Source organism: Sneathiella sp. (genome assembly GCF_047631475.1).
Taxonomy (GTDB): domain Bacteria; phylum Pseudomonadota; class Alphaproteobacteria; order Sneathiellales; family Sneathiellaceae; genus Sneathiella.
The window spans coordinates 145349-168008 of sequence record NZ_JBLHZT010000001.1 but is presented as its reverse complement, the minus strand read 5'-3'; the positions used below and the strand labels follow the sequence as shown (position 1 = coordinate 168008).

Annotated in this window: 24 protein-coding genes; 11 read left to right on the top strand and 13 right to left on the bottom strand. The window is 48.8% G+C overall.

Features of this window, described 5'->3' with window-relative positions; translation table 11 throughout:
- Positions 1–51: 51 nt before the first annotated feature.
- Positions 52–648, bottom strand: a complete 597-nt coding sequence (locus ACJAYR_RS00860; protein ID WP_415234838.1) for an HD domain-containing protein — start codon at positions 646–648, stop codon at positions 52–54.
- Positions 649–848: 200 nt separating this feature from the next.
- Here ACJAYR_RS00860 and ACJAYR_RS00855 point away from each other — a divergent pair, with 200 nt between their 5' ends.
- On the top strand, positions 849–1094 hold the full coding sequence (locus tag ACJAYR_RS00855) for a YdcH family protein (RefSeq protein WP_169543210.1): 246 nt from the start codon (positions 849–851) through the stop codon (positions 1092–1094).
- Here ACJAYR_RS00855 and ACJAYR_RS00850 read toward each other — a convergent pair.
- A complete protein-coding gene (locus ACJAYR_RS00850) occupies positions 1091–1798 on the bottom strand; it encodes a putative 2OG-Fe(II) oxygenase (protein ID WP_415234837.1) in 708 nt (235 codons plus the stop codon). The genes ACJAYR_RS00855 and ACJAYR_RS00850 overlap by 4 nt on opposite strands.
- A 147-nt stretch (positions 1799–1945) precedes the next feature.
- On the opposite strand from ACJAYR_RS00850, the gene ACJAYR_RS00845 reads away from it, so the two are divergent.
- Both ACJAYR_RS00845 and ACJAYR_RS00840 read left to right on the top strand, forming a co-directional pair.
- Entirely contained in the window at positions 1946–3361 is a 1416-nt protein-coding gene (locus ACJAYR_RS00845) for an amidase (protein WP_415234836.1), read from the top strand.
- On the top strand, positions 3358–4287 hold the full coding sequence (locus ACJAYR_RS00840) for an arginase family protein (protein WP_415234835.1): 930 nt from the start codon (positions 3358–3360) through the stop codon (positions 4285–4287). The genes ACJAYR_RS00845 and ACJAYR_RS00840 overlap by 4 nt, the downstream gene beginning before the upstream one ends.
- 1 nt (position 4288) lies before the next feature.
- Here the strand turns inward: ACJAYR_RS00840 and ACJAYR_RS00835 are convergent, their stop codons facing one another.
- The 6 genes from ACJAYR_RS00835 to ACJAYR_RS00810 form a co-directional block, all read right to left on the bottom strand.
- Positions 4289–4990, bottom strand: a complete 702-nt coding sequence (locus ACJAYR_RS00835) for an ABC transporter ATP-binding protein (protein WP_169543214.1) — start codon at positions 4988–4990, stop codon at positions 4289–4291.
- 1 nt (position 4991) lies between these two features.
- Positions 4992–5762, bottom strand: coding sequence for an ABC transporter ATP-binding protein (locus ACJAYR_RS00830; RefSeq protein ID WP_415234834.1), 771 nt, complete (start codon positions 5760–5762; stop codon positions 4992–4994).
- Complete coding sequence (locus tag ACJAYR_RS00825) at positions 5759–7624, bottom strand: ABC transporter permease (protein ID WP_415234833.1); 1866 nt, start codon at positions 7622–7624, stop codon at positions 5759–5761. The genes ACJAYR_RS00830 and ACJAYR_RS00825 overlap by 4 nt, the downstream gene beginning before the upstream one ends.
- Before the next feature lie 75 nt (positions 7625–7699).
- Positions 7700–8917: an ABC transporter substrate-binding protein gene (locus tag ACJAYR_RS00820; RefSeq protein ID WP_415234832.1), complete on the bottom strand. Its 1218-nt coding sequence runs from the start codon at positions 8915–8917 to the stop codon at positions 7700–7702.
- Positions 8918–9129: 212 nt separating this feature from the next.
- The gene (locus tag ACJAYR_RS00815; protein ID WP_415234831.1) at positions 9130–10212 is read right to left on the bottom strand and encodes an SO2930 family diheme c-type cytochrome; all 1083 of its coding nucleotides are present in this window, start codon (positions 10210–10212) and stop codon (positions 9130–9132) included.
- 10 nt (positions 10213–10222) lie between these two features.
- Complete coding sequence (locus ACJAYR_RS00810; RefSeq protein ID WP_415234830.1) at positions 10223–11506, bottom strand: parallel beta-helix domain-containing protein; 1284 nt, start codon at positions 11504–11506, stop codon at positions 10223–10225.
- A 178-nt stretch (positions 11507–11684) separates the two neighbouring features.
- Here ACJAYR_RS00810 and ACJAYR_RS00805 point away from each other — a divergent pair, with 178 nt between their 5' ends.
- A complete protein-coding gene (locus ACJAYR_RS00805) occupies positions 11685–12296 on the top strand; it encodes a TetR/AcrR family transcriptional regulator (RefSeq protein WP_415234829.1) in 612 nt (203 codons plus the stop codon).
- Here ACJAYR_RS00805 and ACJAYR_RS00800 read toward each other — a convergent pair.
- On the bottom strand, positions 12293–13042 hold the full coding sequence (locus ACJAYR_RS00800; protein ID WP_415234828.1) for an SDR family oxidoreductase: 750 nt from the start codon (positions 13040–13042) through the stop codon (positions 12293–12295). The two genes, ACJAYR_RS00805 and ACJAYR_RS00800, sit on opposite strands and share 4 nt — an antisense overlap.
- 17 nt (positions 13043–13059) lie before the next feature.
- The gene (locus ACJAYR_RS00795; protein WP_415234827.1) at positions 13060–14427 is read right to left on the bottom strand and encodes an MFS transporter; all 1368 of its coding nucleotides are present in this window, start codon (positions 14425–14427) and stop codon (positions 13060–13062) included.
- A gap of 244 nt (positions 14428–14671) precedes the next feature.
- On the opposite strand from ACJAYR_RS00795, the gene ACJAYR_RS00790 reads away from it, so the two are divergent.
- Complete coding sequence (locus ACJAYR_RS00790) at positions 14672–15205, top strand: hypothetical protein (protein WP_415234826.1); 534 nt, start codon at positions 14672–14674, stop codon at positions 15203–15205.
- Between the two features lie 9 nt (positions 15206–15214).
- Here the strand turns inward: ACJAYR_RS00790 and ACJAYR_RS00785 are convergent, their stop codons facing one another.
- A complete protein-coding gene (locus tag ACJAYR_RS00785; protein WP_415234825.1) occupies positions 15215–15904 on the bottom strand; it encodes a hypothetical protein in 690 nt (229 codons plus the stop codon).
- A 200-nt stretch (positions 15905–16104) separates the two neighbouring features.
- Between ACJAYR_RS00785 and ACJAYR_RS00780 the strand changes: the two genes are divergently transcribed.
- From ACJAYR_RS00780 to ACJAYR_RS00755, 6 genes are all read left to right on the top strand, one after another.
- Positions 16105–17319 carry a multidrug effflux MFS transporter gene (locus ACJAYR_RS00780; RefSeq protein ID WP_415234824.1) on the top strand — a complete coding sequence of 405 codons (1215 nt, stop codon included), beginning with the start codon at positions 16105–16107 and terminating at the stop codon, positions 17317–17319.
- On the top strand, positions 17320–18576 hold the full coding sequence (locus ACJAYR_RS00775; protein WP_415234823.1) for an MFS transporter: 1257 nt from the start codon (positions 17320–17322) through the stop codon (positions 18574–18576).
- 75 nt (positions 18577–18651) lie between these two features.
- On the top strand, positions 18652–19839 hold the full coding sequence (locus ACJAYR_RS00770; protein WP_415234822.1) for a pyridoxal-phosphate-dependent aminotransferase family protein: 1188 nt from the start codon (positions 18652–18654) through the stop codon (positions 19837–19839).
- Between the two features lie 11 nt (positions 19840–19850).
- Positions 19851–20336 (top strand): methyltransferase family protein, encoded by a 486-nt coding sequence (locus ACJAYR_RS00765; RefSeq protein WP_415234821.1) that lies wholly within the window; start codon positions 19851–19853, stop codon positions 20334–20336.
- 50 nt (positions 20337–20386) lie between these two features.
- The gene (locus ACJAYR_RS00760) at positions 20387–20734 is read left to right on the top strand and encodes a DUF4389 domain-containing protein (RefSeq protein ID WP_415234820.1); all 348 of its coding nucleotides are present in this window, start codon (positions 20387–20389) and stop codon (positions 20732–20734) included.
- A gap of 15 nt (positions 20735–20749) precedes the next feature.
- Positions 20750–21247, top strand: coding sequence for a DinB family protein (locus tag ACJAYR_RS00755; RefSeq protein WP_415234819.1), 498 nt, complete (start codon positions 20750–20752; stop codon positions 21245–21247).
- A 6-nt stretch (positions 21248–21253) separates the two neighbouring features.
- Here the strand turns inward: ACJAYR_RS00755 and ACJAYR_RS00750 are convergent, their stop codons facing one another.
- Both ACJAYR_RS00750 and ACJAYR_RS00745 read right to left on the bottom strand, forming a co-directional pair.
- Positions 21254–21883 carry a glutathione S-transferase family protein gene (locus ACJAYR_RS00750; RefSeq protein ID WP_415234818.1) on the bottom strand — a complete coding sequence of 210 codons (630 nt, stop codon included), beginning with the start codon at positions 21881–21883 and terminating at the stop codon, positions 21254–21256.
- An 86-nt stretch (positions 21884–21969) separates the two neighbouring features.
- Positions 21970–22581 (bottom strand): hypothetical protein, encoded by a 612-nt coding sequence (locus ACJAYR_RS00745; protein ID WP_415234817.1) that lies wholly within the window; start codon positions 22579–22581, stop codon positions 21970–21972.
- Between the last annotated feature and the right edge of the window lie 79 nt (positions 22582–22660).

The window sequence follows — 22660 nt, the reverse complement described above, 5'->3', positions numbered from 1 at the left end:
TGACCCTCAAAAAAGGATCCGGGAGGCGTTTAGCGCTTTAGGCTGAGCGCACTAGACCGTGGCTGCGTCACTATTTTTGTAAATTGATTGACGTGGTTTGGCGAGAACCCGGCGAACCATCGGCTCAAAAAAGCTCAAGGGCTTGGCGTCGTAATCTTTATCGAACGCATTCTGATCATATTTTTCGCAAAATTCAGCACAGGCATTAAAATAAGGATGATCTTTATACTGATCACGTAAATTGGGGTCCAAGCCAATGTGGTGAAAGAAATAGTATCCTTGAAAAATCCCGTGGTTTTTCACGATCCAGTAATTTTCTTCCGATAGAAACGGCTGAAGAATAGCGGCTGCAATATCCGCATGGTTGTAGGATCCCAGCGTATCACCGATGTCATGGAGGAGTGCCATGACAACATATTCTTCATCCCGGCCATCCAGATGAGCCCGTGTTGCAGATTGCAAAGAATGCTGCAGGCGATCTATTGGAAAGCCCCCGAAATCGCCGTCCAGCAACCTTAAGTGCGTTAGCACCCGGTCCGGCAGATCTTTTGAATATTTCCGAAAGTTATCAGAAATTATAACGTAATCGTCGGCAGTCGCTCCCGTCATTGCTCGAAACGAGGCCCGCTCTGGCGTTTGTGCGCTCATATTGACACCTTTTTGTTATTTTTTCGCATTTAAGCAATTTCTGCTCAATGGCATCTTCAAAAATCAGTTTTCCTTACTTTTTCCAAAAGGTCCAGCGCCCTTTTAAGTTCTCCATCCTTTGCTAATTGATGGAGGTCAATGAAAGGGGCTGAAAATTGGTCCTAAACTGTCTTATCAACACTAAAGAATGGATGGAAAAAATGTCTCACGTTGCCCATGAATTAAATGAAGAGTTTCCTGCGGAAAAAGAAAAAATTCAGCAGTTAAACCAAAGCAACAATCATTTTGCTAAACTCACTGAAGAATATCATACAGTGAACCGCGAAATACACCGCATTGAAACCAATGTCGCGCCAGCGGACGAGGGCTATGAAAAGCAGCTTCGCCGCCAGCGCCTCGCCCTGAAAGATGAAATCAGTTTAATGCTGAAACAAGAAAACGCCTAACGAAGCGCGCGGATTTTCGCCTTACCAGGGTGAGGCGGAATTCCAACACTTTCTGACGCGGATCTTTTGGGTAACGCCTTGTCATTTATATTCCAGGCAATTGTTATTCTTGGCTTATTCCCTTGATAAGGCGTCACCATATGGACGACCGTTGACGGAAAAACAATCATCGAACCTGCTTTAAAGCCCGGCATGAAGTTATTGCTCATATAGGTTCCGTCAGCCTGACAGCAAACGCCCAGTCGCGGGTCCGATATAACAAACTTCCCTGACATTGGATCCCGGTCATCCTCATCCCCCATGGAAACAACATATACCAGCGATCCGGTCGAACGAGAATGGGCATGGGGTAGGATATAATCGCCTTTTTGGTATATATTGGCCCAACTTAAATCGACGACAGATGTTTGCAATCCTGTAATGGCACGGAAAAAAGCCTGCGCGCGTTGATCAATAAACTGAGCCGAGGGAATATCCCACGCATCCACGTGATGGATTTTCGTACTTTTTGCCGAAGACTGTTTGCCTTCCAGCGCCAGTTTCTCTGACGCTTTTTCCATCAAATACGCTTCCAGCTCCCGATTCATCTCCTCCATATCAGGGAAATCGGTCATCGCAATATGCTTTTCAGGCGTCGTAACATGTTGCCCAAAAGGAAGAAGGCTCTTCCCCATAAATTTCTGCTTCGTTGGATCTTTCTTCACGCCAATATCGCCCCGTCTAGCCCACAGTCCGGCCCACTATAAAACACATGGATAAAATGTACATTGCCCCTGTCCATATCAGAGGGATGACAGCGTGAACAGAATTCTTCATACTGAGCTATCAAAAATAAAAACAACAGGTGTCACGTGTCCGTTCTCAACATGACAGCAACAGAGCTCTCTAAAGCTTATTCTGAACAAACAGCCTCCCCTCTAGAGGTCACCAATCAGGTACTCAGCCACGTGGCCAAACTTGAGCCTGATCTCAATGCATTTCGCGTAATTGATACAGAAACAGCCATAACACAGGCCAAAAGATCCGAAGCCCGCTGGGAAAAGGGTGTTCCTTTAAGCCCTCTTGATGGTATCCCCATCAGTATAAAAGACATCGTGGCCGTAAAAGGCCATGCGTGCCTGAGTGGTTCCAAAACCAATGATCCTGATCTTGTTTTGGAGCAGGACTGTCCCAGCGTTGCACGCCTGAGGGAAAGTGGCGCCATCTTGTTTGGCCTCACCCACACACCTGAATTTGGATGGAAAGGGATCACCGACAGCCCACTGCACGGCTATACCCGCAACCCGTGGAATACAAAGCACTCACCGGGTGGATCCAGCGGAGGTGCGGCGGCGGCCGTCGCCTCTGGAAGCGGACCTCTTGCCCTTGGCACCGATGGCGGCGGGTCTGTACGCATCCCGTCCAGTTATTGTGGTCTCTATGGCATTAAACCTACCTTTGGACGGGTTCCACATACCCCCAATGAAAGCCCTTACGCGACACTTGTCAGCAATGGTCCCCTTAGCAGATCCGTGCAGGATGCTGCCCTGATGCTCAATGTGATGGCCCAACCAGATGCGCGAGACTGGTATGCCGCCGCCGACCAGAAGCTGGACTTCACCAAAGGGATCAATGGCGGCATCGAAGGAATGAAAATCGCCTATAGCCCAACCCTGGGTGGGGCGACCCCCTCTTCAGAGGTTAGCGAGATCATCGACAGCGCAGTTGATAAATTTCGCGGTCTGGGCGCAAACATCACCCTTGTTGACGACGTTTTCCCCCCGCTTCGCCCTCTGTTCGAGGACTATTGGAAAGCCGGGTTTGGCTATATTTTAAAACAAATTCCGCGGCGCAAATGGGCCGATCTGGATCCAGGTTTTTTAGCGCTGGCAGAACAAGGACTATCGGTTTCCTTAGGCAGTTATTACGCCGCGCATTCAGAGAGGGTTCGACTGGGCGGAAAAATGGGACAGTTTTTTACCCAGTATGACCTGTTGCTAACACCCACCATGCCGTCAACCTCCCCGCTTGCAGAAACAGTTTATCATACCGACGACTATGATCGATGGGACGATGCGACACCCTACACGGTCCCGTTTAACCTGACCGGGCATCCTGCCGCCTCAATTCCTGCAGGGATTTCAACTTCAGGATTACCGATCGGCCTGCAGATTGTCGGCGCCCGGTATGATGAACCAACGATCCTCAAAGCGTCGAGGGCTTTTGAAGCTGCAATGCCATTTGATGCTGCACTGAAAGACTTAATTGAAAGAATGGAAGATCGATGAGAACGGAACGCAAGGGGCTTTTCGTATCGCCTCTATCCTTTGCCAGATTACCTGTTTCGCAAGATTTCCAACACGCTGATATTGCCATTTTGGGTCTACCGTTCGATTGTGGAAGCCACCCTACCAGACTGGGAGCCCGCCTCGGCCCGAATGCCATTCGGGAACAGTCTGTGTTGTCGTTAGAACTGATCGAGGACGCCCACAATGATCCCTTGCAAAGGCAAACGGTTATCGACGCGGGCGACGTCAATTTTTCCGGTGGGGGCCTGTCCGCTATTGGCGAATTCTACGCCAGGACAGAGCACGCGATCACAACCATTTTGGACAATAACTGTACACCCGTTTCCCTAGGCGGCGACGGCGCTGTTTTCCTGCCTCAAATCAGGTCTGTTCATCAAAAATTTCCTGATGTCACCGTTTTGCATTTTGATGCTCATACGGATTGTTATCCGCTTCGGAGCAACGAGCATTTTGACAATGCCACGCCATTTACCCATGCGGCAAATGAAGGCGTGTTGGATATTGCCAATTCTGTGCATGTGGGAACAAGAGCGCCGGTAAACGCCGATAAAAGTATAGCCTTCACCGAACAGATGGGATATCGCGTACTGCCCTGGACAAAGCTGGCACACATGCCTGTCGAACAGGCCAGTACCCTGATCCGCTCCAGCCTTGAAGGGAGGCCAGTCTATCTGTGTTTTGACATGGACTTCTTTGATCCATCCGCAGCGCCGGGTGTTGCAACACCAACACCCGGCGGCCCCACCACCTTCGAAGGACTGAACCTTTTAAGGGCCATGAAGGGCCTGAATATTGTTGCCTGCGACATCAATACGGTCAGCCCACCCTATGATATCAACGGGATAACCGCTCAATTAGCAGCGTCGATCGTGCTGGAATGTGTAAGCCTAATCGACGCAAGATAAATCAAACGGCGAGATAAGCATCCCGGATTTCCGGATGTTCTTCCAGCTCCTGAATACTGCCTTGATATTGCACACTCCCCTTTTCAAGGATGACCGCGCGATCCGAGACCAGTTTGGCAAAATGCAGATTCTGTTCTGACAGTAAAACCGCCAAACCTTCTGATTTGAGCGCTGAAATAGTAATCGCCATTTGCTCAACGATAACAGGGGCAATCCCTTCCGATGGCTCATCGAGTAAAATAGCCGCAGGATTTCCCATCAACGTGCGTGCAATTGACAGCATTTGCTGTTCACCACCGCTCATCTGTCCACCGGGACGGTTCTTCATCTCGCCAAGATTGGGAAAGAGTTCAAACAACTTCTCCGCTGTCCAGAACGGCGCCCCTTCTCGTTTATCCTGACGGCCGACTTCCAGATTTTCCATGACCGAAAGTTCCGTAAAAATCCGTCGTTCTTCGGGAACGTAACCAAGACCCTGCTGGCAGATATTATGACTGGGAAGGTTCTTTATCGAACTGTTGTTAAACCGGACATCCCCCTCTGTGGAACGGACCATCCCCATCAGGGTTTTCATGGTTGTTGACTTCCCCGCACCGTTGCGGCCCAGCAAGGCAACCACTTCACCTGCATTAACTGAAAAGGAAACATCCTCAAGAATCTGAGCCTGCCCGTAAAAAGCGTTGATACCATTAATATCAAGCATTCTATGCGACCTCACCTGTTGTATCAAAAGTACTTCCGCCGCCGAGATAAACCTCTTTCACAAGATCGTTTTTACGGATTTCTTCAGCGGTCCCGGTTGCAATAATTTCACCCCGGTTCAAAACCATCAGACGATCGGAATGCGCAAACACAACATCCATATCATGCTCAGTAAATAAAACACTCACACCTGTACTTTGTGCAATCGAAGCGACAAGTTCCATAAGGGAAATCCGTTCTTTGGGCGCCATACCAGCTGTCGGTTCATCCATGAGCAACAACTTGGGGCCATGGGCAAGGGCAATGGCAAGCTCTAACCGTTTTAAATCCCCATATGCCAGCACACCGCAGGCTCTGTCTGCCTGGTGGAGCATTCCCACACGATCCAGCAACGCATCCGCTTCATCCCGATAGCGAATTTCAGCCCGCCCCCATAAAGAAAAAATCTTCTTATGGTGAGACAAAAGAGCCATCTGGACATTTTCCCGCACCGTCATAGAAGCGAAGGTCGCCGTAATCTGGAAGGTCCGTCCAATTCCCATCCGCCATATCTCTCGCGGGTTTAAAGACAAAAGTTCTGTTCCGTTATACAGAACAGTACCGGCATCCGCCTTCAACTGACCGTTCAACATGTTAAAGCAGGTTGTTTTCCCGGCACCATTAGGGCCGATAAGAGCCAGCATTTCACCCACGGCCAATTCAAAAGTGACATCATTGACGGCTTTCACACCGCCAAAAGACTTGGTCAGACCTTGTACTTTCAACAAACTCATACTCGGCCCTCCTGTTCTTTTTTACCGGTGAGTGCCGTTGGCAGGACACGCCGCGCAAACCCTGCCAGTCCTTCAGGTGCGATGACCACAATAAACAGAATGACACCCCCGAATATAATCCGCCAATAATCCAGACGGGTGACCAAATCCTCCAGCATGGTAAAGCTGACAGCACCAACAATAGGTCCAATCAGCGAATGGATCCCACCCAACAAAACCATCACCAGACCATCAACCGATCTGGATATCGCTAATTCGTCCGGGAAAATACTTCCCTTTGAATACACATAAAGACCGCCTGCAACGCCGGCAAAAATACCCGCGATCACAAACGCCATCCATTGCTGGGTCTTTAAGTTAATCCCGATTGCTTCAACACGAAGCTGGGAATCACGCCCTGCCCGCATGGCATATCCAAAAGGTGCATAAACTATCCGACGAATGAAATACACGCCCGCCAGAACCAGCGTCAGTGTCAGATAGTAATAAGCCGCTTTTTCAGATGCCCACTCGGCCGGCCAAACCCCTAGAATACCGTCATCTCCGCCCGTGACCTCTTGCCACTGAAAAGCGACTGACCAGGTAATCTGTGCTGCGGCAAGCGTAAGCATCGCAAGATAAACACCACTGAGCCGAACGCAGAACCAGCCAAAAATAAGGGCCCCAAGCCCGGCAGCGACCGGTGCCAAAACCAATCCCCCAAGCATGTCGACGCCAAAATATTTCACAGCCAGCGCCGCCCCATACGCGCCAAGACCAAAATATGCCGCATGTCCGAAAGACACCAGACCGCCTGGGCCCATTATGAAATGCAGACTGACTGCAAACAAAACGAAAATCAGAATATCGGTCAGCAGAACGATGGCAAATTCATCAAACAGAACAGGCGCAAGGACCAAAATCAGAACGAGTCCCAAAACCATTTTCAACGACAGCGGGGTCATTAATTTCAAAGGCTGCTCGGGCGGGCCATCAGCGCCGCGCAACACAGCGTCGGGTTTTCCAAGCAATCCCCAAGGCCGCACAACCAGGACGACAGCCATAACAAGAAAGGCCAGCACCAAAGTAATTTCTGGAAACACCAAAATTCCGAAGGCATTTAGCTCGCCGATCAGAACGGATGCTAAAAATGCACCTGGAACACTCCCCATTCCGCCAATAACAACAACAACAAACGCTTCGCCAATGACATTGAGATCCATCAACAGGTTTGCGGCCTCCCGCGGTAGCTGCACCGCGCCGCCCAGCCCGGCAAGGGTTGAGCCCACAAAAAACACACTTGTAAAAAGCCAGCTTTGATTGACCCCCAAGGCGCTGACCATTTCCCGATCCTGCGTCGCTGCACGGACCAGAGTCCCCCAACGGGTTTTGTTAAATAACAGCCAGACACCCAGCAGAACCGCAGGACCCAAAACGATAAGCGCGAGATCGTATTCAGGAATAGGCTCCCCCAAAATTCGAACGGCTCCTTCCAGACCCGGCGCCCTTGGACCAAACAGGTCTTCTGCCCCCCATATCCATAAGGCAATATCCTGAATGACAAGAACTACGCCAAAGGTTGCAACCAGCTGAAAAAGCTCAGGAGCTTTATAAATTCGGCGAAATAAAGTTACTTCCAGCAGCACACCGATCACGCCAACAGCCAACGAAGCCGCCAGAACAGACCCCCAGAAGCCCAAAATACCATGAGGCATAAGGTCGACGAAAGTATAGGCAAGGTAAGCCCCCAACATAAAGAAGGATCCATGCGCAAAATTTACGATGCGGGTAACGCCAAAAATGATGGACAAGCCGGACGCCACCAGAAAAAGTGACGACGCGCTCGCCAGTCCTGTCAGGAACTGAGCCAGGTAAAAACCCATTGACTACTCCTCAGTCAAGGTAGGAAAAGTGGAAAGCCTCTCGGTAACATGCGTCACCGAGAGGTAGAGTTAGGCTTATTGTGCCGCGCGAAGCATTTTGGTTTTTTCAGGTCCGGGCAGATAGTCATTTCCATCTGCATAGAACCAGTCAACCATGATGCCTTTGCCATCTTTGACCGCTGTCCGTCCAACCCAGGCGCCCATCGTTGACTGATGGTCGATCGCCCGATATTTAACGCTTCCAGAAGGGCTGTCGAATGTCAGGTCCTTCATCGCAGCAAGGAGTTTATCACGATCTGTGCTGCCTGCTTTTTCAATCGCTGCGGCGATTGTCAAAATGGTATTATAGCCAACCAACGATCCCGTTTTTGGCAATTCAGAGAATTTGGCCTCATAGGCCGCAACATAGTCACTATGGGCTTTATCTTTGATAAAATCACGAGGATAACCGGTGACAATCCAGCCTTCTGGTGCTTCTGCTTTAAGAGGATCCAGATATTCTGGCTCACCTGTCAACAGGCTGGCAACTTCCCGGCCTTCAAACAATCCACGGATAGATCCCTCCCGCACAAATTTTGCAAGATCGCCACCAAAAGTTACATTGTAGATCGCATCTGGTTTTGCTGCTTCCAGGGCCCGGACGGTTGCACCCGCATCGATTTTGAACAGGGCTGGCCATTGTTCTTCAACAAACTCAACATCAGGCTTCAGTTCTTTCAGAACAGATTTAAACGCGGCAACGGCATCCTTGCCATATGCATAGTTTGGCGCAACGGTCGCCCATTTTTTTGCAGGCAGTTTTGCCGCTTCTTTTGCCAGCATAGCAGACTGCATATAAGTGGAAGGACGTAAGCGGAACGTGTAATCATTTCCTTTTGACCAAACGATCGCATCGCTGAGAGGCTCGGATGCGATGAACAAAACCTTTTTCTGTTTTGCATAATCAGTCACCGCCAGACCAATATGCGAAAAGAAAGTGCCCGCCAGAAGGGCGACTTTTTCCTTGGATACCAGTTCTTCAGCAATTTTTACGGCATTTCCGGGCTTCCCGGCATCATCCCGCGAAATCACTTCCAGTTTTTTCCCAAGGACTCCGCCGTTGTTATTAATCTGCTCAACCGCCAGTTCCCAACCCTTTTTGTAGGGCTCGGTAAATGCAGGCAAACGAGTGTAGCTGTTAATCTCACCGATCTTGATCGTCTCACTTGCCTGTGCGGCGAAGGAGGATCCCAGAATTGCTGCCAGCACAGCGCCGGCCAACGTTTTTGTAACTAAACCTCTTCTTGAAATCATGACTCACGCTCCCTTCAGCTCTTTAAACACCGAAACAGAATGCCCGATGTAACTCCCATTTTAAACAGCACGCCATGTATTATTAGGGTTCTCTCATGGCTGTTTGTTTACTGTTTGATAAAAATCATGCCCCCATATTTCAGATTTCTCAAGCATTTTATTCGTATACATACAAAATAAACCGACTCCGATCCTGTTAGATTACTGATTGATCAATCCAGCTGCCGAATAAACGCCTCGATCAAAGCGACCCCTTCTTTGTCGATCATCGACCGCCCTGTTTCGGGCATCATAACACCAGGGTCGTTGCTCTTCATCCGGAAGACAAGGATGGATTTTTCGGGATGTCCTGGGTCAATATCAACCAGCAGACCACCCGACCCACGCCCCGCAGCAACCGGGGGCTTATCAAGTCCCCAATGAACCTCGCGCTTTTCAAGATACCCAAGATATAAACCACTTGTATCAGCGGCCCGTCCGGGGGCATGGCAGTGGGCACAATTTCCATCCAGATAAGATCGGGCACGATCGACCAGTGTCCCCTCCTCCGGATTAAAGGGGAAAGGCACTTTTGGCATGTCCCCCGTGTCTCGCTTTGGACCTTCAATATAGTCTCTATCAATCAAATCGTGAATTTGATTGCCGGACCCGCTCTGGTTTGTTTTGTTTAAGTTTCGGATTTTTGGTCCAATAGGGGCCAACCGCTTTTCTTTATCGCCATGACAGCCCTTACATTGATTTTTATTTGGAACCGCATATGAAATGACGCCTTTTTCACCGCTTTTCCAGATCACATCCACTTTTAAACGCTTCCCAGCCAGCTTGAGCGCAGCATCCGTTTGCTCATCATTCCAAACATAAGGATAACCAACCCAACCCGATTTCTTGTGAACCAGCAACCGGGTTTCTATTTTTCTAAGGGGACCGCCCAAATCTTTAAAACTTGCAGGATAGGCAAATGTCTTGATCAAAACACTGCCGACCGGAAAATTCAGGACCCCTGCCGTCTGGTAAGATGCTGGTTTCGCATTTTTTGGTAGATAGAGAAACCGATCCTTTAAAGCATAATCGGTAAACAACGGATTGCTGATCGTATAGCGAATAACACGCTCGTCAGGATGTTCCAGCCCTGGCCCTGAAAATAACCCGTATTCAGATAACCGGGCCGCTGGCTTTTGCCCCATCAACAAACGATCGTTCACCTGTGACGCTCCCAAAGCGGTACCTGCGAACAACGCGCAAAGCACAAATCCGGAGAACAAGGAAACAAAACGGCTGATCAAAAAAGCATTCATCCGGACGCCCCTACTGAACCAGGCTCTCGGCCGGTTTACCACGAATGGTGACTGTCACCGGCGGCAGAGACGGATAGGATTTTTGATACGCCGATGCATCAAAATCCGGGCTGTGCAGAAACGGCGCCAAAACATGCATGATCATGTTCGCGTTTCCATATGGGCGAACGCCGTCAGAATGTTCGTTATCGTGAATTGCGAGTTGATCGTCTTCGTCCTGACCAAAAAACAGGTAATCAACAATCGGCAATACACCATCCCAAATAATGTCCGGGCTTGGCGCACCTACGGTTTCCTTCACGATGGTTCCAAATTCACCGGTATCATGTTTCATTCCGGATTTGCCAAATTTGTTATGATGAATATGAATTTTTCGAGGCGTTGGTTGATAATGTTCGTCGTCGAAATCGTCCACATAACTGGCAACAACGATGTTCATGGTATCATTGTCAGAAAATTCATTTTCAAAGATCTCCACATTTTCGTTCGCCATGACAATCATACCGGTTCCGCGCGGGACAATCCCGACAATGTTACCCTCTGGTGCGAAATTATCTGTATTGTTCCCATAGGACTTGTTGCGAAAAAAACGAACGTTGTGACCACCTTGCTGTGGCAAGTTAGGCAGGTCAAAAACCAGTAATCCGCCTGTATTATTTGTCATAACATTATCGAAAACATCTGCATTATAACTGTTTTCGATTTCCAGACCGGCAACATTAAACTCGCCGCGACTGTTGCGAACAATGATCTTATCGCTTTGGCCAACATAAATACCGGCATCTGACGCCCCAATGGCGACAGCACCATCGATATAAACATTTTTCGATTGCACCGGATACAATCCATACGCGCCGTTCGTCGCCTTAGGGCCGCCAGTCCATTCAGTGCGAACCCGGATCATGGCAATGCCGTCTACACCTTTTGCTTTGATGGCATCGCCTTTTGAATCTTCAACAGCAAAGTCCTTCAACACCACACCATCGGATGTGATCAGCAACCCTTCCGAACCGCCTTCCTGATTTTTAAAAGAAAGAACAGACTTGTCCATTCCCATCCCGCGCACCGTTACATCTTGCACGTCCAGAGAAAGGCCATCCGTTAACGAATAAACCCCTTCGGATAATTGGATCGTTTGCCCCGGCTCCGCCAGAATAAGAGCTTCTTGCAAGCGTTCCTGCGCATTGCTTCCTGCAGGCACCTGAATAATGTCATCAGCGAAGGCGATAGCAGGCGTCAAAAATGCCACAACCACAAACCCAATCAACATATTGATAATATTATAATTTTTCAATTTACCCCCCAAATTCCCTCAATAAAAGAAATATATAAATCATATTTTTTTATTGAAATTAGCACAAACACCACTAAGAGCTTATCGCATGTTTGGTCTTTGATTGCCGTTGGTCAAGCTTAACCTGAATTTTTTTCACATTGTGCGTTGTATTGTTTGTCATATGAAGAAAGCGAAAATGAGCAACCGAAAGGTGCCGCTACAGTCCCGGTCAAAGGAACGGGTCGAGAAAATTATTAGCTGCGCCGAGACCTTACTCAAAACAACCGAACTTTCAAAAGTAACGACAAGCAGAATAGCTGAAGAAGCAGCGGTTCCTGTTGGTTCGATTTATCAATATTTCAAAGACCGTGATGAGATCTTACTCGCGCTTGGAGAACAAATCCTTGAGCGAGAAAACAATATCCTGACCACTACATTTGAAGAATTGGCCCCGAAGGCCCACTGGCGTCGCCTTGTCACCGCCCTATTGGAAATATTTTCAAATCTTGTGGCAGGTGACGAGATCCGGTATCGGTTGGATATCGCCTTGTCTGGTCATGATGAATGGCAGTTGGCCAATTTGGCCTCAGAAAACCAAATGGTCCATCTGTTTGCAGGATATCCGCGGTTTGCTGAAATTGGATATTCTCGTAAGCAGGCAGAGGCCGTCGCCCGAGCCAGCATAATCTGTGTCAAAGCGATGATTTTACGGCGCCCGCCCCATTATCCCCTAGGCTACTCAACGGATTTAGCCCTAGAAGCCGAAAAAGTTGCGATCGCCTACCTTGCCTCCATCTTTGGAGATTAACCGCGACCAATAAACGGCATCTTAGTCGCCATAACCGTCATAAACTGGACATTTGCATCCAGTGACAGACTGTCCATATAGACAATCGCTGACGCGACATTTTCCACATCCATCACAGGCTCCGGCTTAATATCAAGATTAGCCTGCGGCACGCCCTTTTGCATAACCTCTGTCATCGGTGTTGCTGCGTTGCCAATATCAATCTGCCCGCACGCAATATCATAAGGTCGACCATCCAGCGAAAGACATTTCGTTAATCCGGAAATCGCATGCTTGGTCGCCGTATAGGGAGCACTGAAAGGCCGAGGGGTATGCGCAGAGATCGAACCATTATTAATAATACGCCCGCCCTTTGGTGACTGCCGACGCATTAAAGCAAACGCGGCTCTCGCACAATAAAAGGCACCATTTAAGTTGGTGTTGACGGCAGCATGCCAATCATCCAATGAAAGCGCATCCACCGTAACCGGCGGGGCCCCGACACCGGCATTGTTAAACAACAGATCCAGCCGCTCGAAACGGGTTTCCGTTTCCCGAAAAAGAGTATCCACACTTTCCGGATCGGTGACATCTGTTATAACAGCAAGCGCCCGCTCTTTGAATGATCCTGCCAACTCTCTTGTTTCTTGCAGTTTTTCACTGGAACGCCCGGCCAGAACAACATTGTAACCCTTTTCAAGCAGGGCCAAAGAAACCGCTCGGCCAATGCCTGCGCTGGCACCTGTCACGATTGCTGTTTTCGTCATGTCGAATAATCCTTTTCCTATACGCCCTCTTGGTCTGTCACAATTGACGCTGCGCGTTTTTCCGCTTGCCCTGCAACCAATCTCCTTTTTCGGGGAGCCGTCATCCAAACAGAGAAGATTGAGACAAGGCAGATAGCAAAGGCAAGCCAGAATGCCGCCCGATAATTACCGTTCAGATCATACAAATATCCGGTAACATAAGGGCCGACCCCTCCGCCCATTAATGCAATCAAACTAACAACGCCTAAAATTTCACCATATCGCCGCCCTTGAAACAGATCGGCAGGCATCGAGCCGAAGATCGCTGCCAACGCATACCCCAATCCGCCCTGCACAGTGACCATGGCATACAACAGAGCAGAGTGGCTGTTATCCTCCATCATCAGCAACATCAGGTAACACAGTGCAAAGCCGGAGCTTGCCAGCGTCCAGACCCATTCACGCCCGATACGGTCTGACAAATGACCAAAATAAATTTGCCCAAGAATACCAGCGAACCCGACAAAACCCAGTGCAAAAGACGCCTCCAATGGTGAAATGCCCGTTTCAATCAGATATTTTGTTTGATGGATCTGCACAGCATACCACGCATAAAGCCCGCTACTACAGGTCAGGCACAGCCACCAAAATGACCCGGTTTTCATGGCCTTTTTTAAAGTCCAGTCAGTTTGGGTCCATTCCGTATCCACAATCGCATCGGCAATCACACGGACGGTCTGTCCTGTTAAAACATCCTGTTCTTCTCCGTCTGGTTTCAAACCAAGCTCATCCGGGCTTTTGCGTTGCAGGATCAAGTTCAACGGCACCACAACGACAACCAAAAGAACAGCCATCAAAAGGCAGGCAGATCGCCATCCACTTTCCGAAATCGTGCTTTGTAGAATTGGCATCAGAAAGACGGATCCAATCCCGACGCCAGAAAAAGCGAGCCCGATTGCTAGGCCCCGTTTCTGTTCAAACCAATTGGGTAAAAACATCGAATGCCCAACATACGTCATAACGACCCCCGTCCCGATCATCATGACACCCAGGGTCAGATAGATATGCCAGGGTTCCGTCGCATAAATCGACAAGACAAGACCCGCGCTAACCATCAACGCCGATGCAGACAATAGATAGCGCGGCGCTGAAAAATCCATAATCCGTCCAATGATCGGAGAAAAGGCCCCGGCGCTGATAAAGCCAATCGTAAAGGCCGCAGCTGTCGTCGCCCTGTCCCAGCCAAATTCTTGCAGAATAGACGGATAAAGAAGAGAAAAAGAGGTCCGAACATTAACACCAATGCCCATCGTAATGAATACAATGGCAACGACAATCCAGCCATAAAATATGGGAATTTTCTTCAGGCGAGCATCCAGACCGGAGATATTATTATTGTTTGACATTTTGTCTCTTTTTTAAGTTTGGACGCTCTGTCGGCGTTCATTTTCTTTCAGGGTAGCGCAAACATTACGACTTTAGAAACAAGAATTGACCAAAGATAGATAAACAGTATACTCCCGGCAGGTTTCGCTAGGGACGCCTGCCCGCCAAAGATGAATTCACCCTAAATAAGAATGTATTTGTAACCAAATCTTTTCTTTCACGTTGGCTTTGCGGGATGCCATAGAAAACCTGAAGGAAATTGAAATGGCACAAACTGATACGGCCCCTGTTTCAGAACTAAAAATCAAATCACAATTATTGAAAAAATCCTTCCGGCGCGAGCCCACGGGTTTCCACAACTGGATGCAATCCCTGCCCACTCCAGATCTCTGGTCCAATACGCCTCCTAAATTACAGGAAGTGCAGGACTTTATCGCAAAAAAAGCAGGTTTTCATAATTGGCGTCACGCTGTCCATTATCTCAGCGGAGGATGGCATCCCGGAGAAGATGCCGGAACCTTCTGGTATAGTAACCGCTGCACTCCACTCTTAAACATCTGGTGCCGCAACGAAGAAGAGGCGAAAGCGGAACTCCGAAAAATGCCTCACCTCTTGATCCTGCCCTATAAAAAGCAGTTTATTCTGGCGAACGAAGATTATTTGACCGCGATCGGAATACAATCTGTCTGGCAGCAGAAAAAAAAGGAGATTGCGGCCGAAAAATCCGTCCAGTATATGGACCCGGATTGGCAGGACCTTAGCTTGGCACGTATTCGGACGCTGTTCGAGAACCTTTAATACACAAGGCTATTGGCTTTTTTCTATAGCACTGGAAATTCTCACTTTTGGCCCGGGCAAAATAAGCCCGGGGCAATTGTGAATATAAGACGTTGCCTTCTTTTTTTGCCCTTCAAACGTTTTTCTGGTTTCTTCAAAAGCAAGACAATGTGACCGCCCGGGATACCGCTCGTTGGCCCGCTTGAAAAGGGTCACCCACCAGCGTTTTGATTTTCTCACAACACGGGCATTTTCTCCGCTTGGCAGATTGAACGGCGCCCTAAATCCAGCCACATTGCAGAAAACGAACTTTTCCGCCCGTTCGAACAGGATGTCCACGACCCAGGGAAGATCTTCTTCAGGAATAAGATCGATCACATTTGTCGCTATGACACCATCAAACCGAATTTTCGGCGACAAAAACTGACAGTTTATCGCCGGATCATAACAAGTAATCTCCCGAACATTCCAGAAATCATGCAACGATGTTGCCAGAACGTTGCCGTCTCGCGTCAGTTCTTCAGAATATTGCTGCCCCTTACCGCTTCCATAATCCAGAATTGTCTTGGATTTGGTGGCACGAATGATCCCCCGAATAGAATAGACAAACCGTTTCACATCGAAACCATTGAACGTGTTTTCCGGTGCAATCTTGACGAGATCATCACCGACACGGCGATGATACCCCTGCTCATGCATCAAACGATAATGGTCAAGCAACTGTCGGTATCTGGGACTGGGATTTGAAGATGAATACATACCGGAATAAGACTATGGGGCGCGCGGCTTGTCAATTGATCCGAACGGTGGACAAAATAATATTGGAATGGCGTCCTAAATAGCGTTAGAAAGGTCACTGACCCATGCGGCAATTGTTCTTGCCTGACCAAATGCATGCTTTCCCAGATGCGGAGTTTCAATTGACATCTCAAACCGGCAAACCGGCAATCGGCTACGTCGAACAGGTTATCCTACTGGCCCTTCTCTCTTCGTTGATCGCCCTATCAATCGATGCCATGCTTCCGGCTCTTTCACATATCGAGAAAGATCTTTCGATCAAAGATCCAAACGACCGCCAGTATATTGTCAGCACGCTTTTTGCCGGCATGGCAGTTGGCATGCTTCTATATGGGCCGATTTCCGATAGTATTGGACGAAAAAAACCGATCTATATTGGCTTTTCCATCTTTCTGATTGGCTGCCTTCTGTCGATTTATGCTACAGACTTTCCAACAATGCTTGCCGGACGCTTTTTGCAAGGGTTGGGCGCCGCCGGACCGCGCGTCGTCTCGATGGCTCTGATCCGTGATCAGTATAAAGGCCGCGAAATGGCGAGCTTCATGTCGTTGGTAATGACCGTCTTTATTCTCGTGCCTGTTCTGGCACCGGGATTAGGCCAGATTGTTTTATTTTTTGCCAGCTGGAAAGCAATATTTGGTGCGATGTTTGCACTTGGCGCCACGGCGTTCATCTGGTTTGCCTTTCGCCAACGCGAAACCCTTGAAAAAGCGAGACGCCACAAATTTTCTTTCAAGCGTCTCATGTTGGCCTCAAAAGAGGTTGTAACCACCCCTTTATCCTTCGGATATACGATCCTGGCCGGGTTTGTTTTCAGTGGTTTTCTTAGCTATCTGTCTATGTCACAGCAAATCTTTCAGGACCAGTATGGGGTTGGGGACCTGTTCCCGGTTTATTTTGGTGTTCTTGCCCTTGCCATTGGGGGAGCATCCATGGTGAATTCGTCACTGGTCATTCGGCTGGGAATGCAAAACCTTATTAAAAAAGCGCTTTGGGGCTTAACAACGATCTCGGCGATTTTTGTCGTCATCAGCTTTGTGCTGAACGGTCAACCTCCTTTGTGGAGTTTGATGATTTTCCTTCTGATGACCTTCTTCTGTTTTGGTATTTTATTTGGCAACATTAACGCCGTTGCAATGGAACCTCTTGGCCATATTGCCGGCGTAGGATCCGCGATCGTCACCGCCTTTTCCACGTTTCAAGCGTCCATAATCGGTTCACTGATTGCACAGACCTATAACGGAACCATTCTGCCACTGGTGATAAGTTTTGCTGGATTTGGTGCTATTTCATTACTCGTGATGTATTTCACTAACTCTATCAGCAAAGAAAGTTAGATGCTGAATACCGCAAAATCTGTCGCTTCATTATTGCTCAGCTATGGCCTCTTGTTGCTGGCAAATGGCATGTTCGGAACTCTGTTGGGTTTGCGCAGCAAACTGGAAGGCTTTTCCACAGAAATTACCGGCCTGATCATGGCGGCCTATTTCATCGGGATGCTTCTGGGAGCCATGAATGCCGCGCGGGTTGTTGCAAGTGCCGGACATATTCGGTCCTTCGCCGCCTTTGCCTCGATCATGTCCGTCGCCGTCCTTGCCCATCTTCTTATCCTCAACCCCATTTCCTGGATTATCCTACGAGCGATCTGCGGTTTTTGTATGGCTGGCATGGTAATGATCGTGGAAAGCTGGCTGAACGAACGATCTACAAATGAAAACAGGGGGCGCGTTTTATCCCTTTACATGATGACCAGTTATCTGGGCGGTGGATTGGGTCAGCTTATTCTGCCGTTGGCGGATCCCGCATCGTTTGAGTTATTCTCCGTTGCCTCGATTATCTTTTCGATCGCCCTTGTGCCAATTCTATTAACGCGATCCGCAGCCCCCAAACCCACAAAACCGGAACGGATGAGCCTAAAGGCCCTGTACAGCATTTCCCCGGTTGGTGTTATTGGCACCTTCACAGCCGGTCTTTCAAACAGTTCAATCAACAGTATGGGACCGGTTTTTGCGAAATCGATCGATATGACGATTGCAGAAATCTCGTTTTTCATGGCCTCCATCCTGCTTGGCGGAATGCTTCTGCAATTTCCTGTCGGCCGCCTTTCAGACCGCTTCGATCGACGCACGGTTATGATTGTCGTCTCGATCCTGACAACAGTAGCAAGCCTTGCTATTGTTTGGGCAAGTGGCGAACAGAATATCACATTCCTCTACATGACGGCTTTAATTTATGGGGGCGTTGCCTACACAATTTATCCCATGTCATCGGCACAAGCCAACGATCTGGTCGACAAAGAACGGCTTGTTCAGGTATCCGGTAGCCTTCTATTCGCCTATGGCTTGGGAGCCAGCAGCGGTCCAATCATCACCTCTCAGTTTATGGCCTATTTCGGCCCGGAAACCCTGTTTCTCTGCATTGCAGGTGGCACTTCTTTCCTGACGCTATTTGTCATGTTGCGTATCATTCAACGTCCTGCCGGAACAAAGAAATCCCGGTTTCTACCACTCGCTGGACTCGGCGCTTCTAGTAAACAGCTTTACACAAGCGTGCAAAAAACATTTGTTAAAAAACGACCAAAAAAGAGTGAATAGCCTGACAAAAGTTGCCAATCAGGAAATGTTCAGTAAACTCACTTATTAAATCATTCAAAATAAGGAACCCCCCTTATGAGCGTGCGTACTGGTCGCGAATTTCTAAGCATCCCTGGACCAACAAATATTCCAGATTCCGTGCTCAGTGCGATGCATCAACCCGCCATTGATATTTACAAAAAAGACTTCCCTCCGCTTACAGACAGCCTTCTTACTGACTTGAAGCGGCTGTTCAAAACAGATGGAAAGGCCTTTATTTATATCGCCAATGGTCATGGCGCATGGGAAGCAGCCCTGAGCAATGTTCTTAGTCGAGGCGACAAAGTGCTCGTTCTTGAAAGCGGACAATTTGCAAACGGATGGGGCGCGACGGGGGGAACGCTTGGGCTGGATGTCGAGATCCTGCCCGGCTCCTGGAGGGAGGCGGTAAAACCAAACGCCGTTGCAGAACGCCTCAAGCAGGATACCCGCCATGAAATAAAGGCGATACTAATGGTACAGGTTGATACGGCATCCAGTGTGGTCAATGATGTAGAAGCCGTGGGTAAAGCCATTCGTTCAACCGGGCATCCAGCCCTGTTTATGGTGGATACAATTGCCTCTCTCGGAACCATGGAATTCTCGATGGATGACTGGGGGGTTGATGTCGCGGTCGCGGCAGCCCAAAAAGGCCTGATGTCGCCACCGGGGCTCAGTTTCAACGCCGCAAGTCCAAGGGCAATGGAACTTCACCAGAAAGCCAATCTCAGAACCGCCTACTGGGACTGGACGGCCCGGATGGGTAAAGTTCACTACCAGAAATATGCAGGAACACCTCCGGAGCATCTTTTATTCGCCCTTCGCCAATCGATGGACCTGCTTTTTGAAGAAACGCTGGAAGCCGCCATTCACCGGCATTCCCTTCTCGCAGGGGCGACGGCCGCGGCTGTTTCCAAATGGTCTGAGCCCGGTGTTCTACAGTTTAATATTACCAAAGCAGAAGAACGCGCTTCTGCTGTCACAACAGTTTTATTCGAAAAAGGGTATTCGCCTGATACCCTGCGCGAATATTGCGATGAAAAATGCGGTGTGGTTGTTGGTATCACCATCGGTGCGCTTGAGGGTCAGGGTATTCGTATTGCCCATATGGGATATGCGAATGCCCCAATGTTGCTGGGCACCTTATCCGTTATTGAAATGGGACTAAAAGCGTTGAATATTCCACACGGTGAAGGGGGCACGCAGGCGGCGATTGAATTTCTCGCCTCCCATGTCCCCGCCTAGGGAGGCTTGTTTTGAGCCAAAATAAAGAAACCAAAAAACGGAAAGATCATGCAGGTGTACTAATTCCGCCGCCCCTTTGCTTTTTGTTTTTTTTGGTCTTTGGTATCCTTTTCAACTCATACTGGCTTGATGGCACCCTGGGGCCAGCGCTGCAGATCTTCGCCGGATTTGGAATTGTCATTGTTGCTCTTCTTTTTGTGTTCATCATCGCCCGGTCCCACGAAAAATCCGGCTCTAATGTAGAGCCTTGGAAACCAACGACCGTTGTTTTAAAAAAAGGCTTTTACAGATTTTCCAGAAACCCGATTTATGTATTTATGACAGTTGGTTACGTCGGGTTTTCTATCGCTGCCGGATCATGGCTGGCCTTAGCTTTGCTACCCGGTGCCCTGCTGATAATTCGGTACCATGTGATTGCTCGGGAAGAAAGATATCTTGAAGAAAAGTTCGGGGATGAATATCTGTCGTATAAGGCTACTGTCAGGCGCTGGTTATAACCGGCGAGACTCACCCTGCTGAGCTCATCCTTATACCCGGGGAGGTAAAGATGGACGACAAGACTGAAAACAACCTGAAATCCAAAAAAACCTGGAAGAGGTTGATCTATATCATTCTCTATGCAATCTGTTTTAACGTTGCCGAAATTGTGTTAGCCGCGATTGCCATTGTTCAGTTTTTTAGCACTCTGATTACAGGCGCGCCTCTCAATCAGCTACAACGATTTGGAACAGCACTGGGCCAGTATATCCACGAGCTTGTTGATTTTCTCACGCAGGCGTCTGATAATAAACCCTTTCCGATTGGAAACTGGCCTGAAGAAAAAGTGGTATCCTCCACAAACGAGGACTCTGATGACGACAGTACGATCGTTGTCACGCCCGCCCCTCCTAAATAAGGCACGGAGCCGAATATGATTGAACATTACCGGGATTTATCCGGATATAATGCATGGGCGAACCAACGCCTGTTCAATGCAGTTCAGGCCCTGTCGGACGCCCAGAAAACCATGGATGTTGGTGGTTTCTTTGGGTCCCTTAATGGCACCTTAAATCATATTCTGGTTGGCGATCTTCTGTGGCTCGAACGCCTGGAAGGAGAGGGAGAAAAACCAGCCTCTTTGGATGCTGTCCTGCATGAACGGTTCGATGATCTGTGGCGCCATAGACAAAACGTTGATCATCGGCTTGGGCAATATTGTTCGGCCCTTACAGATGATAAGCTGGATAGCTTTCTAGATTACAAGACGTCTGCAGGCATTCCCTGTCACGACAATATTGCAAAGATATTGACCCATATCTTTAACCATCAGACCCATCACCGGGGGCAATGCCATCACATGCTTGGACAGCTTGATATCGCACCGCCCCCGTTGGATATAATTTACTATTTCAGGGAAAATCCTGAATAGTGGTGGTCAGGCCTTTGCGCTTGGCCGTGCTGAGACGGACGCATACCAACGGAGCAGATCCTGACACTCTGCCGGCACTTCTTTACCCACCATTTTAGCAAAATCAACAACGATCATGGCGCTAATATCCGCAGCAGTGAATGTTGATCCAGCAATATAATCGCGCCCCTTTAAGTGGGCATTCAAATCTTCAAAATAAAAGTCGATCCGTTTTTTGCCCCGCTCTGCCAATTCGGCTATTTGAGCGACATTTCGGGAACCGGTTATCGCCCGGTTTTCAAATCTCGGTACAGAGTTTCGGACCACTTCAGCAACGGCACTAAAGCCGTCCAGATCGGTTATATGGAGCCAGTTATTAACAACCGCCCGCTCTTCCGGAGACTGACCAAATAAAGGTTTTTCAGGAAATTTTTCTTCAAGATACCGAAGGATCGCATCCCCTTCCGTCAAAACCTCGCCGTTATCCATCTCTAAAGCCGGAATTGTACAGCGAGGATTGATGGCTTGAAATTCAGGTTTCAGGTGCTCTCCCTCGCGCGTATCAATTGTCACGGTGTCAATTTCAACGCCTTTCTCAGCAAGAAAAATGCGAATGCGCCGCGGGCTCGGTGGGCCCACTAAATCGTAGAGTTTCATTATAGCCTCTTAAACAGGTTTTGCGCGCCTTGCCCCCGTATAACATACTTACAACAGGCCTGCGATACGAATAATATCGCTAACGATTATTTGAAATCAGGCGGGTTCCAGCCAGCTTTCCATTGGCTCAAAGGGATAATATCCGCCCGTTGCCCACTGTCCCTAAACCACGAATCGACAGCATAGGTCATGTTCGTTTTTCTCTCGCGGATTGTCGATGAAAAATGCGGCCAGTCAAAGGCGCCGCCCCGGCCCGCTGTTCCCTCCAAGTCATGAAAGTCAAGCAGGCCTTCTGCTGATACCATCATAAGAAAAACAGTTGTGTTAAGGCTTTCATCAATGCAGTCCAATTGTTGGCTATTGCGCATACCGGTTCTCGCGCGATCTGCAGAAGTACCAGCCCGTTTTGCAACAACCGTTTCAAAATTGCCGACGCTGACAGCAAGGGCTTCTCTTTCCTTTGCAGGTGTCCTCGCCCCTCCCTTAAGGGGTGAAATAATACCCTGCCATTCACGGCTGGATAAGGAAATGGACGTTTTGCTCAGGCAATCATGATCACTGCAATAAACAAACGCATCCGGAGCCGGAGGCGTAAGACCATATTGAGCAATGAAGGATCCGGGGTTTATTACCGGTTGGTTTCCTGCGCATCCCGACAGGGCCAACAGAAAAACCCCATATAGTCCAAACCAGCGCATAAGAGTTCCTTTAGACCTAAAGACCGGACGTAAAATACACGATGACGCCCATGGATAGCAACAAAAGGAAACAAGCAAG